The organism is Ohtaekwangia sp., assembly GCF_036786105.1.
Taxonomy (GTDB): domain Bacteria; phylum Bacteroidota; class Bacteroidia; order Cytophagales; family Cyclobacteriaceae; genus Ohtaekwangia.
In genome coordinates, this window is the sequence record NZ_DAIQRQ010000015.1 from 22,947 (window position 1) to 37,560 (window position 14,614).

Here is a 14,614-nt window from a genome sequence, read left to right on the forward strand (position 1 = left end):
GCATCGCCGGTGATATAGATTATTGAAATGAAGGCGATCGCCTCACAAAATACTAACATCAATTACTTTATCCTCCACGATGGCAAACACTTTATCTTCTTTTTTCGGTTGAATGCGGGCCAGGCCTGTAAACATCCCGAAGGCCGGCAGCACGGCCTGATTTTTTCCGAAGTAAAAGCAAGGCAATGTTATGGCCTGACGACCTTTGCCACGAAGGTGCACACCCGGATGGATGTGGCCTGCCATATTATACTGGGTGGCTTCAATCTCTTCCAGCGGATGATGTGTAAGTATGATGTTATCAATCTGCAGCTGATCGTGTACTACAATACCCTTGCGTTGATACTGCAGGTCGCTCATGATGTCGTGATTACCCATCACCAGCTCGAATGAAATATGATTGAAGTGGCGGATTACTTCACCAAACACTTCCCATTCCTGGTTATAATGGCTGTGAAACAGATCGCCAAGGCAAATGAGTCGTGAGGGCTTAAGCTGCTGAATCAGTTCTATCATAACTTCCAGGTTCCGGTCGTTGGCTTTTGATGGCACCGGAATGCCGGCCCTCCTGAAATGATTAACCTTTCCCAGGTGAAGGTCTGCCAGCAACAACGCCTTATGCTTGTCCCAATACAACGCCTTGTGCGCATTCAGGCTAAACTTCTCCCCGGCAATAATCAACTCCGTCATAGATTCTGTGCGGCTCAAGATACTATATTTTCTGTTTTGCCGCTGACCATAAAGTTGCCTCTGATTCAACCTGTCGTGGCGGCTGCCAGAGGGGCCTTGTTAACAATTCACCTTTCTTCCAATATGACTTAACGACCTGATAATCAAAGTAATTCAAATACATAGCAAGACTCTGCATTAAAAAAGTTAACATAGAGGTAACAAAGGGTGTTTGAAATCAGCTTAGATTGCGCCCGAATTTCAACTTTTATGTTTGAATTAGACTTATCCTACTCTATTCTGCTAATCCTTTGTCTTATTGCGGCGTTTGGTTTTGAGTTCGTCAACGGATTCCACGATACGGCTAACGCTGTGGCTACTGTTATTTATACAAACTCACTAAAGCCCTGGACCGCCGTAGTGTATTCCGGTATCTGTAATTTTACCGGGGTACTGATCGGAGGAGTAGGCGTTGCGGTAGGTATTGTAAACCTGCTGCCGGTAGAATCGCTCGTAGATCAGAACATTGCACATAGCCTTTCGATGGTGATGGCACTGTTGCTCAGTGCTATTTTCTGGAACCTGCTCACCTGGTATTTCGGTATTCCGTGTTCCAGCTCGCATACGCTGATCGGTTCCATCCTCGGGGTAGGTATAGCATACTCATTGCTACCCGATTCGCGTGAAGCCGCTGTAAACTGGGGAAAAGCGCAAGAAATCGGTCTTTCACTCATGGTGTCGCCCATCGTAGGATTTTCACTTACCATTATTCTGATGTTCATCATCAGAAACCTGACCAAGAAAACACAATATGGTGACAGCCTTTTCAAAGAACCCAAGAAGAATGCACCTCCTCCATTGGTAATTCGCATTTTGCTGATCCTTACCTGCGGAAGCGTAAGTCTTTCACACGGATCTAACGATGGACAAAAAGGTGTCGGGCTGGTGATGTTGATCCTCATTGGAATTGTTCCCAGCTACTTCGCCCTGAATTCAAGAATAGTTCCGAGCACACTAACGCCACATCTGCAACGGATTGAAACAGTGGTGAACTCAATGGATCCCTCTCCCCTGTCAGCACCCGATCAAAAGAAATTTACTGAAACAAAAGATTTGACCCATGCACTGGTTGGCCAATTAAATGGAATGCAATCTGTGGAAGCGATCAGGAAAGAGCAGCGCTTTATGGTTCGAAAAGATATACTGCTGATTGACCGCCACCTGAAAAGCCTGGTGGAGAAAACCGAGTTACGCATTAGCGAGGCCGACAAGAGCACCTTAAAGGATGAGCTGAAGGCTGTGAAATCGATTACCGATTATTCACCACGATGGGTTATTGTAATGATTGCCCTTTCGCTGGGAATGGGAACCATGATTGGCTGGAAGCGCATTGTAAAAACCATTGGCGAGAAGATCGGTAAAGAACACCTCAATTATGCGCAAGGCGCCAGTGCTGAAATTGTCGCTGCCAGTACCATTACCATATCAACGTATTTATCGCTGCCGGTAAGTACAACGCACGTGCTTTCGTCTGGCATTGCAGGTAGCATGGTAGCCAGTAAAGGTGTAAAGAACCTGCAAGCCGATACCGTCCGGAATATACTGATGGCATGGCTGCTCACGTTGCCAGTAGTAATTGTACTGTCAGGCACCCTGTTCCTGCTGTTCCGCTCTATCTTCTAGTTTAGCTGGCGTATTCACATCAACGTCAGGCATATCGCTTGATGCTCTGGGGCATGTCGTGCAAGGGCAACACCTGATCGGCTGCGCCTAATTTGATGGCTTCTTTCGGCATACCAAATACCACACTGGTGGCTTCGTCCTGCGCTATCGTTTTGGCACCTGCCTGTTTCATGGTAAGCAGGCCATCGGCGCCATCGCGCCCCATACCTGTCATGATAATGCCGAGTGCATTTTGCCCGGCATGTTTTGCTACCGAACTGAAAAGTACATCTACTGAAGGTTTATGTCGGTTTACCAGTTCGCCATCGCGCACCTTTATAAAATACTTGGCACCACTGCGGTAAAGCTCCATGTGCTTACCGCCAGGTGCTATATAGGCATGACCACGCATTACACGCTCTCCATCGGAGGCTTCCTTTACGGTTACTTCACAAAACGCATTTACCTGGTCGGCAAACGATTTGGTAAAGCCGGCTGGCATGTGTTGCGTAATGAGTATGCCCGGACAGTCGGCTGGTATACTTTTTAAAATATAGCGCAGCGCTTCCGTCCCTCCGGTGGAAGCACCAATAGCAATTACCTTATCGGTTGTTTTATAGATGGGTGAATTCAGACTGGCCGGATCGGGTTTACCAGCCGGTATATTTTCAGACGGTTGCCTGTTGAGCGCTACCCGTTTCACCGGTACATTGTAGGCAGCTTTAATGGCATCAGTAATGCGGATGCGGGATTCTTCCAGGTGTTCTTTTGTATTGCGTATCTCTGACTTCGCTACGATCTCTACGGCACCCAACTCTAATGCGCGCAAGGCGAGGTGACTTCCCTCTTGTGTAAGACTGGAGATAATCACAACGGGAATCGGGTATTGCGACATTAACGTTTTCAGAAACGTAAGCCCATCCATGCGTGGCATTTCTATGTCCAGCGTGATAACATCAGGAATTTCATTCCGTATCTTCCGCGCTGCGAAATACGGATCGCCCGCGGTACCTGCTACTTCCAGGTGCGAGTCTGACTGAATAATCTCTGAGAGTGTTTGCCGTACCAGCGCGGAGTCGTCAATGATCAAAACCTTTATTGTTTTCATACTGAAAGCTGGTTATAGGATGTGGCAATAATTGCATCGTCACTTTTCCGGTGGCGGTATGGAAAATAATTTTCCTCCCCTGCGATCCACCCGTGTCACGGGCCGCCAGATATATACCTTCCTGTTTCAAAATATCGATAGCCACCGCTATATTGCGCTTGCCGATGGCATATAAACTTTGCTCTGCCGCAACCGGGCTGGCGCCACCAAATATCTTCGCTTTGAGGTTTTCCCGTATCGCCCCACGATTTAACATCATCTTCACCAGCAACGGTATTGAAGTATTGCCTTTGGATGCATCTGCGTGCGCCTCACTTTCATTGCCGGGCAATAAATAATGATTTATACCTCCAATCTTCGTTATGGGATCATACAAACAAACTGATACACACGAGCCTAATACTGTAGTGATCTCCATTGGCACAACGGACACGAGGACATCGCCCGGTAAAAGGTAGTGTTTTTTTATACTCATACGACAGTCTGGTATACTGTAGGGCGCACTTGTTTCAGTGGCAGGTTCATGCCCATAATGGATTCACTATGCCCGAGGAACAACAAACCGCCATGCCTCAGGTGATTGCAGAATTTTCGAAGCACGCGTTCCTGCACTTGTTTATCAAAGTATATCAGCACGTTTCGGCAGAAAATCATATCATAATTTTCGCGTTGAACGCTATACTGATCGTCCATCAGGTTAATGCGCCTGTACTCGATCTTGTTTCTGTATTGAGGTTTTACCCGTACCAGACGGCGGTCTGTTTTGCTTCGCATGAAATACGCGCGCCTCATCTCCATGGGGATATTTTCAATGCGATCGATGGTATATATACCTTGAAAGGCTATTTGTATCACCCGGACAGATATATCGCTGGCCAATAAACTATAGGTCAGCTCGGGATGACGTTTCCGGTATTCCTCCAGTGCCATTACAAGGGTATAGGGTTCTTCACCGGTAGAACACCCGGCTGACCATACGTTAATATTATTGCAACTATGTTCTTGCTGATAACGCGGTAGAAAATCCTGCGTGAGAAACTGAAAGTGAGCCGCTTCACGGAAGAAATCGGTTTTATTGGTGGTGATCAGGTCGATCACGTTAAAGACTTCAGCCTGCATTCCTTCTTTACTGAAGAGATAATCAAGAAACGTTTTGTAGGAGTCGAGTCCGAGACTTTTAACTTTTTTATTGAGCCGGCTTTCCAGCATCGACTTTTTGCTGAGCGGGAGTTTTATACCGTATTCTCTGGTAACAAACGTACTGAGCCTGTCGAAGCTCTCATCGTCCATTTTAACAAAGCCGTATTTGCAGGAAGATTCCATGTGGGACTCATGTATACACTTCATCTTTATTAAGTAAGTGCCCACAGAGTGCGCCTTTATCCTTCACCACTGCTCCCGCGAACACTTACCCACTCCCGTCTGAGGAATGGACGAAAGGGAAGACAAAATTTCAATCTACACCGTTGCCCATCGTGCGATCAGAACTTTGATAAATTCACTGTGAGATGGGGCTTCTCCAAGGTCTGAGGTCAAGCCCTTTTCCATGGTCATTCCCGGAAGCAGGCTGTACAGCCTATGTGTAGCAGTGCATGTTTTTACTCCGTGGCGGCACCGGATTCCGTTCAATGCCTGCAGCCTTAGCTAGCAAAGTATTTTGAATGACCGAAGCGGTAGCTGGTACGTTGGGCCTGCAATATGATCCGTTCGCATATCCGGTTTAACAGGCAATCTGGCTTGCGTTTGCTTACTTTAATGTAGCTGTCGTTGGCAACACGTCTTGCGGCATTTCCGGCAGTTGTGACGTGATTATCTTTCTGCTGCTCATATACTTCCATGCATGGAGCAACAAGCGGTGCAGGCTTCTCAAGTTCCACCGGATGAGCACCCAGCGTATCAGGATATTGAACAGAGCCGGGTTGCTCGAAAAGATCGCACGGAGTAAGGTCGTGATTATAAACAGTGCATTCATCTTCCACAAATAAGAAATAACTTTCCAGTTCAGCTTGCGGTTAGTTATGGTAATAAAACTTCCCAGTGTGCTACCATCCCGAAGTCTTGCCTGGTCAGCAATATGCGGGATGTACCGAGGGCTGTTATATCCTGAATGATAAACACCAGCGGGTGATTACCATCTCTTTTTCCGGTTGATATTCGGCAGGTGAATAATATATGAAATATAGTATACCGATCTATGCTCTTACAGGGTAACAGAGCAAGTGGGTATTATAACTTAGTAACTGGTTTACCTGAACAAGTGAAACGAAGCACCTGTACTCAGAAATGATCTTGTCACGCTCGTAAATAAAACCGGTTTCTGCCTAAAGATCACTGGCAGGTATCCAAGCGGAGGCTTCTGTCTGGTGAGGACGGTCTGTTGCAAGCCCTGGCTTTTCAGTTTGTGCATTGGCCCAAAGGGCCAAAAGAAATAAAAGGAGGAAGAATAAAAATTGTTTCATACGGGAGGACTATTGGTAACCAAAGTTGGCCACTCAAATTATCCGGTCGAATTGAAAATGACTGGCCGGGCGGCTTTTATGAGTAAGTGAATGAACTATCAAAGCCAGGTGTAACGGCAAGGTATACATGGGACTAAAAAAGAAAAGCTTCAGGCCGTCTGCCCAAAGCTTTTTAAATTCCTGTAACCCTAAACCCAAAACCTATTATTTGTACAGGAGAATTTTACTGTGTATGCATAGCAAAGGTATATTGGAGAATGGCCGCGGCATAACGGGAATGAGCGAGTGGAGGATTTTTTTGATTAACTGGCCGGGCGATGTTAGTACACTGTGATGCGGGGTCTAACAAATCATATTTTCTTCACATGTGCCCGGTATAATAACGTAAAGAGGCGCTCATCCAATCGCCCGGCACTTCGCATCCGCGTGGTGAGTATCGAATCTACCTCATCATTATCCTTCCGGGACTTCAAAAACTATATGGATTACATTTTTGCTCCTATGCGCGTGAGGAATCCTTCCTTCTTTCGCTTTGAAACATCCAATGACTTATCGTTAGACATGATGACGTAACCTCCCTCACCACGCACGTATTTTTTAACAGCATTCAGGTTAATGAGATATGAATTATGGATGCGATAAAAATTGTGATCGCTCAGCATGTCTTCATATTCTTTCAACGTGCGGCTCACCACATACTTCTTTCCATCGACTACTGTAATCTCGGTATAATTGCTGGAAGCCTCACAGTATAATATATCCTGCGTTTTTACAAACACCAGTCCATCGGATGTGGGCAGTGCAAGCTTGTAATTTTCTGACGAAGTTGTTTTGAGATTCTGCATGAGCTGCTGCAGACGCACAGAGATGGAATCGCCCATGCGCTTTTCAACTTTGGCCAGTGCGCGTTTGAGTTCCTCTATATCAATCGGCTTCAACAGATAATCGATAGCCGAAAACTTAAAAGCCTTGATTGCATACTCCGAATAAGCTGTGGTAAAAATTACTTCAAAATCAAAGTCGCGAAGCTTGGTAAGCAAATCGAAACCCGTTTCACGCTGTAACTGAATGTCCAGGAATACAACATCGGGTTTGTGTTCCTGAATGGCTTGTATCGCTTCGGCAACATCCTGGCACAACGCCTTTACAGAAACATCATCACAAAACTCTTCTAGTAGAATTTTAAGACTTTCACGGCTTTTCAGCTCATCGTCTACAATAATAGCGTTGATCATAATTCAGGGCATATACAAGATAAGAGGAAATTCGAAAACGTCAGAATCTTACCCAAATATTTACTCGCGTTCCTTGTGGTTCACCATCTTCTGTTACCAGGTCTTGTATTTCAAAGGCAACATTATCACGCTCATTGATCAGACGTAATCGTTCTTCCGTCAGCACAGTACCCATGGAGTTGTGCTTCGGAAAATTTTTACTGCGTAATTCTTTTGCCGCTGCACGGCCAATGCCGTTATCTTCAACGGTGAAGAGCACGCGGTCCTGATCATAGCGCACGGTAATTTTAAGAAGCCCCTTGCCCTGCTTGCTATAAAGACCATGAAGAATGGCATTTTCCACATAGGGTTGAATAAGCAGCGATGGTATCTCAATGCTTTCCTGGTCAAGCTCCGGGTCTATCTCTAACTGAAACTCGAATTTATTTTCAAAACGAACCATTTCGAGGTTAATATAGTAGTGAAGCAATGCAATTTCATCGGCGATACTAATCTTATCATTCACCGAATGCGTGAGCACACCACGTATCAGCTTCGAGAAAGTTGACAAATAATTAATTGCATTCTGCCTGTCGTTCTTGGCAATGAAATACTGGATAGAGTTGAGTGCGTTAAAAATAAAATGCGGGTTCATCACCGATCGCAAGGCCATCAATTTTAACTCTCCGATCTTTCTATTAGCTTCCGCCAACTCTTCTGCTTTGTGCTTCAGATCCGTTATATCGCGGGTATATATAGATGCTCCTACTACGCGTTGGTTCTCAACAATCGGGTGAACAGAAATTTGTGTAATGGTGTGTTCACCCTTGTATTCTTCCAACACCGATTCGCCTGTGAAGACGCGGTTATAGATGCCGATCCAATAGTCAATAAGATAATCCGGCAAATACCCGCGTGATGCCTCGATCATATCCTGCCCTACCGTATACGCTACGTTATACTGATCTTTCATTGTTTGATAAAAAACCTGATTGAGCGTAGTAATGCGATAGTCCAGATCGACTGACCAGATGCTAAGGTCGGTGTTGTTGATGATTGCATGGAGCTTCGTTTCGTTCTCTCGTATCTTGTCTTCGGCCAGCTTTTGTTCAGTGATGTCTTCTGCAAAAACCGTTATTCCGGTGATGCTGTCTTTACCCTTGATTGGACTGAATGAATATTTATGATACCGGTTATTGCGCTTCTCCTGTGTCACAAACGACTCGCCCGTTAACGCGCGCTCATAACATTCATTCCATGTTGTGCGCAACCAGTTTGCTTCCGGATGTGTTGAATTTTGTGCTATGATTGGCTGGCCGTATACCAGTTCTGAATCATAGAGATGCTTCATATACTCTTTAAAAGTCTGGTTGCAGGTAATCAGGCGGTATTGCCTGTCAACCGCCCACACCATGAACTTGGTGTTGTTGATGGTGGCATGCAGGTTGGCTTCGCTTAGCATAAGCCGTTCTTCCGCTTCACGCTGGCTGGTGATATCGTTCATGTAAGCGGTGATACCACTGATCTTGCCTTCGATAAATATAGGATGCAGCACACAATGGTATATGCGGTCGTTCGTTTCTACATCAAACGTAGTGGTGCTGCCGTTCTTGGCGAGCTCATACTTATGTCGCCAGAACTCGCTAAACTCAGGCGGGTTGATGAAATCAAGGATCGGCATATTAACAAACAGATCCGTTTTGAGATAGCGCTTGAAAAATCCCGCAAACCGGTTGTTGAAGCGAAGCAGTTTATTGCGCATATCAACCGACCAGATAAAATATTCGGTGTTGTTGAGAATGGAATGCAGGTTGGCTTCGCTCTTCACCAATTTCTCCTCAATAATTCTCTTCTCTGTTGTATCGCGTATTATGACGAGCAAGTGATTTTCGCCATGCAGCTGAATACGTTGTGCTGAAATGGTTCCAAAAAAGTGCGCCCCATTCTTTCTTATAAATACCGACTCCATCGATACAGAACCTTCACGCGCCAGCGTCTCGAAATATTTGTTACGATCCTGCGGAATCGCCCAGATGTTAAAGGAACTCGAAGATTTACCAATCACATCTTCGCGTGAATAGCCCGCAATAGCCTGAAGCTTTTCATTTACTTCCATGAGCATGAGATCGCGTTCGCGGAAAACAAGCATCAGGTCGGGGTTGAGATCGAACGATTTCCGGAATCGCTCTTCTGCATTTCTTCGTTCAGAAACATCGCGCACTACCGATAATATATAGGGCACGCCTTCAATCTCAACGCGATTGCTGGAAATGATTACGTGTATAATGCTGCCGTCTTTTCTATACCACGGGCATTCCATTTCCACCACGTTATTTTCGAAGTATCGCTTGTTGAATTCCTCACGATCGTCCGGGTTGGCAAAAAGCGTCAGCGCAGACGCTGGCAAACCTATCACTTCCTGTCGTGTATAGCCCAGCACCGATTCCACCCGGTCGTTTACATCAGCAATCAGGTTGTCGCTTTCGCGCATGATTGCCATAAGGTTGGGGTTATTCCGAAAGGCAATGGAGAACTTCTGTTCACTGCTCTTTAATCGTTCTTCCGCTTCCTTCAGGTAAGTGATGTCAAACACCAAACCCACCACGCGATGAAACATGTGCCGCAGCACGGGGTATGCAGTGATCCGCACCCACTTTTTATATCCCAACGGGGTAGTTATGCGTCCTGTAATATCGAACGGTTCATAGTTCAGTGCCATGCGTTGAAAAGCATCGCGAATCAACGCGCGACCGGGCTCATCAAACAGGCTGATCACTTCTTCCGGGTCGTTCACGTTAAACTTCTCGTCAACCCCGAAGATGTTATACATTTCGTTGGACCAGAATACAGCTTTCGTATCAGACTCATATCCCCAACTTCCGATGCGCGCGAGGCGCTGCGACTGGTTGAGTATAAATTCGCGTTCCGAGAGTTGCTGCACGTGATGCGAGAGCTGGTCGTTGCTCTGGCGAAGTTCTTCTTCCACCATAGCAAGCTCTTCTTCACGCACCTGCAACTCACGATTAAGTGCGCGTTGCTGTTCAAGACTTCGCTCCAGTATCTCTTCACGTGTGCGTTCACGGGTAATATCTACCCAGCTGCCTACGGCCTTTAGTGCCTGGCCGGCTTCATCGCGCACAATGGTTCCCTGATCGATCACATGCACGATCGTTCCATCTTTTTTCAGGAACCGGTAGGTATCAAAGAAATTATCGCCACTGGCTATTGCATGATCAAAATTAGCAGCTACCCGTTCGCGGTCGTCTATGTGTATATCTTGCAGCCAGTCGTCAAGTGTGTAGCCGGGGTTATTGAAACCAAACTCTTCCAGTGTTTTGTTGCCGGCTGTCCATTTCAAGGTTTTTGACCGTACATCCACTTCCCACATGGCAGTGTTGGCGAGTTCGGCAATCATCTTAAAGCGGTTGCGTTCTACCTCCAGGTTTGCCATGAGCTCTTGCATTTTCTGATCGCGCTCATAGCGGCTGGTAACATCGCGCCAGGTGCCGATTACCCGTTCCGCCTCACCCTTTGCGTTGCGCAGAAAACGCATATTATCATAAATGACGTATACCGTGCCATTCGCTCCGAGAAAGCGATATTCATGATTGTAAATGGAAACAGAAGGATCATGAAGAGCGCGCTCAAAACCTGTTACCACCCGCTCGCGGTCTTCGGGATGTATATTGCTGATCCAGAAATCATTGTCAATATGCCCGGTGGGAATACCATATTTCTGCTGGTTTTCTGCCGATGCGAACCAGTATAGTGCAGGCTTACGAAAATCAGTGACCCAGATCGCTTCTCCCAGCGTATCGAGAATTGCGGAAAACAACACGGGGTCCAGCAGTGTGTTAAAGTCCTTCTCGCTAATGCTATTCAATGCCTTGTGTAATATGAACACTAAAGTTAAGAAATATCTTTCAAGACGCGGTTGCCGAAACGATGGCTATGCCGTAACACGAGAAATCCGACATTCAGGAGAGGCACCAGGAAAGACTTATCTTCAGGGCTGTTGTCATAAAAAAGCTTGTCTGTCATGCCTGGTATCCATCTTTAGATACATCTATTTGGTGAGATAATTTCGTATGTTACATACCACGTAACGTGGTGTATACGATTTGGTGTATGATTTTGCACGTTTTACTACTGCACCCTCTTATCCCACACACTATCTTTGAGTATATTAGAAGATATAATAGCGATACTATATCTACTCAAGTCCTGTCAACCTGCCAAACCGCCATGAATGTTTTTTACTGTTTGTTGTGTTTTCTCATTTGTTTATCGGATTACATACCGGGGGTGGCGCAACAACTATTCATTCAGAAGTATCCGATTGAAGTGTACCACGGTTCCTCCCAGAACTGGGATATGACGCAAGATGAGCAGGGCATTTTATATTTTGCCAACTCCGATGCGGTGCTCATATTCGATGGCCTACACTGGGAACAAATTACTTTACCAAACAATGCTTACGTGCTTTCAGTCTTCGCCAACATGCACGGAAAGGTTTATGTAGGGGCTTCAGGCGAATTTGGATATATAGCCAAAAATACCAAGGGAGATTACCAATACTTTTCGTTAACAGCATCACTGGCTGATGAAGTACGAAATAACCTTGCTGATATCTGGGACTTGAGGGTGGTGAACAATACCGTTGTCTTCGGTGGCGACAACGGCTACCTTTTTGTTTATGACAATGGAAAATCAAAAATATTGTTAGACAATCTGGACGACTGGCGCCCCCGGCTCATTGAATTAAACGGAACGATATATTACATAAAAGACAATTTACTGTACCGATATGCCAATGGTGCGCTGCATTCAACAGAATATCATTTGCCGGCAGGCCTAATGCAGAGAAATCAAACCGGAAGATATATTTTACTGGATGAAAAAAAACAACTATGGAAGTTAGACGCTACCAAGCCTGACCAAAGTGTGATGACGCCAATCTCAAACGGATTCAACGCCGCACTAAAAAACCTGGATGTAGTCTCAATCCTCTTGTTGTCTGACGGAAGACTTGCTGTATTAACCACTGAAGAAATATTAATCCTGAACTCGCATGGAGATATCGAGTATAAAGTGACCGGCGATCTGCTCGGCAACAGCATTTTAACAGAACTAATTTTCTTTGAAGATGCGCAACATAATCTCTGGTTTGCTACCGAGGAATTTATAGGAACGATCATTACAAGTTCACCGCTAGCGTACTATGACAAGCTCAATGGTATAAAGGGCTCGGTAATAGTCATGGGGAGTCATTCCGGCCAGAAGTACATCGGAACGACCAAAGGACTGTTTCATATGACCAGCAAGGACCGGTTTGAATTTGTTACCAGCGGCGCTGTATGGAACATGTATACCCTGAATGGTCACTTTTACATGGTAAACGATTACGGAGTGTACGAAGTCATCAATCACCAGGCTCACCTCCTGGTTGAACAACGCTTAGCACTATCGCTGTGCGCGGTGGCGCAACACCCGGATCGTATGATCATGGGCACTTATGATGCAGGCTTGTGGCTTTTAACGAAGAAAGACGGTATATGGAGCCGGCGCAGGATCAGGGGTTTTGAAGAGGAAACAAAACTTATTCAAGAAGACGAAAACGGAAACTTCTGGATTGCCCACTATGGTAAAGGCATCTGGAAATTGCAGTTAAACAACACCATGGATTCTGTTGTTGGGAAAAAATTTTATGGCGCGCTTCATAACCTCCCCTCGCACGTTAATAATCGCATTCACAAACTTCGCGACCATACGATCCTTGTTACCACGCAAAATGGCATTTATCGCTACAACGCGTTGAAAGACATATTTGAGCCTGATCCCAGGTTTCGAAAAGCGCTGGAAGGTATACAGGTATATTCGCTAACCGAAGGGCCGGATGAAAATATATACATCCGGGGAAAGAAGAATATCGCTGGGGGTACGGAGCAGTTTACAGGCCTGTTAAAAAAGGAAGCCGACAATACTTATTCACTTTTTTCAACGCCTTTTAATAAAATACCCTGGATGGATATTGAACCATGTTTACTAACGGTGCAGGACGAAGTGTGGATTGGTAATAACAGCCACGTCATTGTCTACCGTCCTCTTAAGAAAACATATTACCAGGAAATACCTCAACTGGTCATAAAAAAAGTAACCGCAGCAGACTCCGTTATCTCCATTAACAATACGGCACGCAAAAAATTAATCCTCCCTTACAACCGAAATAATTTACGCTTTGATTTCAGCGGCTCGTTCTATGAGGAAGCTGATAAAAATGAGTTTCAATATAAGTTGATAGGCTTTGATAAAGATTGGTCACCCTGGACGACCAGTCAGGAAGCACATTTTACCAATTTACCGGAAGGCGATTATACATTCACCGTACGCCTTCGAAATGTATATAAGCAGGAAAGTAAACCTGCGGTTTTCTCCTTTCACATATTGCCTCCTATATATCGAACGGTGTGGGCTTACCTGGTATATGCAGGACTGCTGGGACTGCTGGTATATGGCCTCACAATACTCCGCACCAAAAGAGTGAACCGGCAAAAAGCAATGCTGGAGCTGCAAGTCTATGAAAAGACCCAAGAACTGTTGGCGATGAATGAAGAGATCATTACACAGAATGACGAGATCTCTCACATCAATGAGGAGCTAAACCTGAAGAATACAGAGATTGAAAAACAGTCTGAAATACTGCGACAGTCAAATTATACGAAGGATAAATTATTCTCTATCATTTCGCACGATCTTCGTGGACCGATAAATCAATTCCGTAGCATATTGGACTTGTTCGAATCCGGGTATATATCGGAGAACGAGTTTCAAAAAAACCTGATGCCTGACTTGAAGGATCGGATACACTACGTAGCCACCCTTATCGATAACCTGCTGCATTGGGCTAAAGATCAGATGGAGGGAATACAAGTAAAACCCGGTGTATTTGATTTGCCGCAGGTCATCCATGAAACCGTTAACCTGCTGAGGCCACAGGCACAGAGAAAATCAATTACACTGGGACTTGATATTGCACCTTCCCTGCAAGTGTATGGTGACAAAGATATGATCAAACTGGTGTTGCGTAACCTGATCAGCAACGCCATAAAATTTACACCTCAAAAAGGAGCGATTGCCATTACCACACGAAATGAAAACGAGTATATATACATCGCGGTAGCAGATACAGGTACGGGCTTGTCTCCAGAAGAGATCCACCGCATTCAGGATAAAGAATACTTTACCAAATACGGTACGGCCGGTGAAAAAGGTTCCGGTCTCGGCCTGATGCTCTGCCGCGAGTTTGTAGAGAAGAATGGTGGTCAGCTCTTCATCGAAAGCAAACCTGACATCGGGAGTACATTTACATTCAGCTTACCTTACGGTGATAAAGGCAAAGCTTTATTTTGCGCGAAGGACTAAGAGGCTGCTGGCTCAAGCCACTGGCTGCTGGAAGGTAAGATGCATCGAAGTTCTTCAATATTTATGCGAAAGGTTACTGA

Annotated in this window: 10 protein-coding genes; 2 read left to right on the forward strand and 8 right to left on the reverse strand. The window is 45.4% G+C overall.

The window, feature by feature from the left end:
* Window positions 1-42 precede the first annotated feature (42 nt).
* Window positions 43-708: a ligase-associated DNA damage response endonuclease PdeM gene (pdeM, locus tag V7Q33_RS09255; protein WP_331979940.1), complete on the reverse strand. Its 666-nt coding sequence runs from the start codon at window positions 706-708 to the stop codon at window positions 43-45.
* Window positions 709-939: 231 nt separating this feature from the next.
* On the opposite strand from pdeM, the gene V7Q33_RS09260 reads away from it, so the two are divergent.
* Window positions 940-2,352 (forward strand): inorganic phosphate transporter, encoded by a 1,413-nt coding sequence (locus tag V7Q33_RS09260; RefSeq protein ID WP_331979942.1) that lies wholly within the window; start codon window positions 940-942, stop codon window positions 2,350-2,352.
* A gap of 25 nt (window positions 2,353-2,377) precedes the next feature.
* On the opposite strand, the gene V7Q33_RS09265 is transcribed toward V7Q33_RS09260, so the two are convergent.
* The 7 genes from V7Q33_RS09265 to V7Q33_RS09295 all read right to left on the reverse strand — a co-directional run bounded on the left by V7Q33_RS09265 (window position 2,378) and on the right by V7Q33_RS09295 (window position 11,016).
* Window positions 2,378-3,439, reverse strand: a complete 1,062-nt coding sequence (locus V7Q33_RS09265; RefSeq protein ID WP_331979943.1) for a protein-glutamate methylesterase/protein-glutamine glutaminase — start codon at window positions 3,437-3,439, stop codon at window positions 2,378-2,380.
* Window positions 3,411-3,914, reverse strand: a complete 504-nt coding sequence (locus V7Q33_RS09270) for a chemotaxis protein CheD (protein WP_333819664.1) — start codon at window positions 3,912-3,914, stop codon at window positions 3,411-3,413. Before V7Q33_RS09270 ends, V7Q33_RS09265 begins: the two co-directional genes overlap by 29 nt.
* A complete protein-coding gene (locus V7Q33_RS09275; protein WP_333819665.1) occupies window positions 3,911-4,762 on the reverse strand; it encodes a CheR family methyltransferase in 852 nt (283 codons plus the stop codon). The genes V7Q33_RS09270 and V7Q33_RS09275 overlap by 4 nt, the downstream gene beginning before the upstream one ends.
* A gap of 317 nt (window positions 4,763-5,079) precedes the next feature.
* Window positions 5,080-5,418, reverse strand: a complete 339-nt coding sequence (locus V7Q33_RS09280; protein WP_333819666.1) for a hypothetical protein — start codon at window positions 5,416-5,418, stop codon at window positions 5,080-5,082.
* 830 nt (window positions 5,419-6,248) lie between these two features.
* Window positions 6,249-6,371, reverse strand: a complete 123-nt coding sequence (locus tag V7Q33_RS09285) for a hypothetical protein (protein ID WP_333819667.1) — start codon at window positions 6,369-6,371, stop codon at window positions 6,249-6,251.
* A 12-nt stretch (window positions 6,372-6,383) separates the two neighbouring features.
* Window positions 6,384-7,133 carry a LytR/AlgR family response regulator transcription factor gene (locus V7Q33_RS09290; protein ID WP_331977618.1) on the reverse strand — a complete coding sequence of 250 codons (750 nt, stop codon included), beginning with the start codon at window positions 7,131-7,133 and terminating at the stop codon, window positions 6,384-6,386.
* Window positions 7,134-7,173: 40 nt separating this feature from the next.
* Window positions 7,174-11,016 (reverse strand): PAS domain S-box protein, encoded by a 3,843-nt coding sequence (locus tag V7Q33_RS09295; RefSeq protein WP_333819669.1) that lies wholly within the window; start codon window positions 11,014-11,016, stop codon window positions 7,174-7,176.
* A 401-nt stretch (window positions 11,017-11,417) separates the two neighbouring features.
* On the opposite strand from V7Q33_RS09295, the gene V7Q33_RS09300 reads away from it, so the two are divergent.
* Window positions 11,418-14,534, forward strand: a complete 3,117-nt coding sequence (locus V7Q33_RS09300) for a sensor histidine kinase (RefSeq protein WP_333819670.1) — start codon at window positions 11,418-11,420, stop codon at window positions 14,532-14,534.
* The last annotated feature ends 80 nt before the right edge of the window (window positions 14,535-14,614 follow it).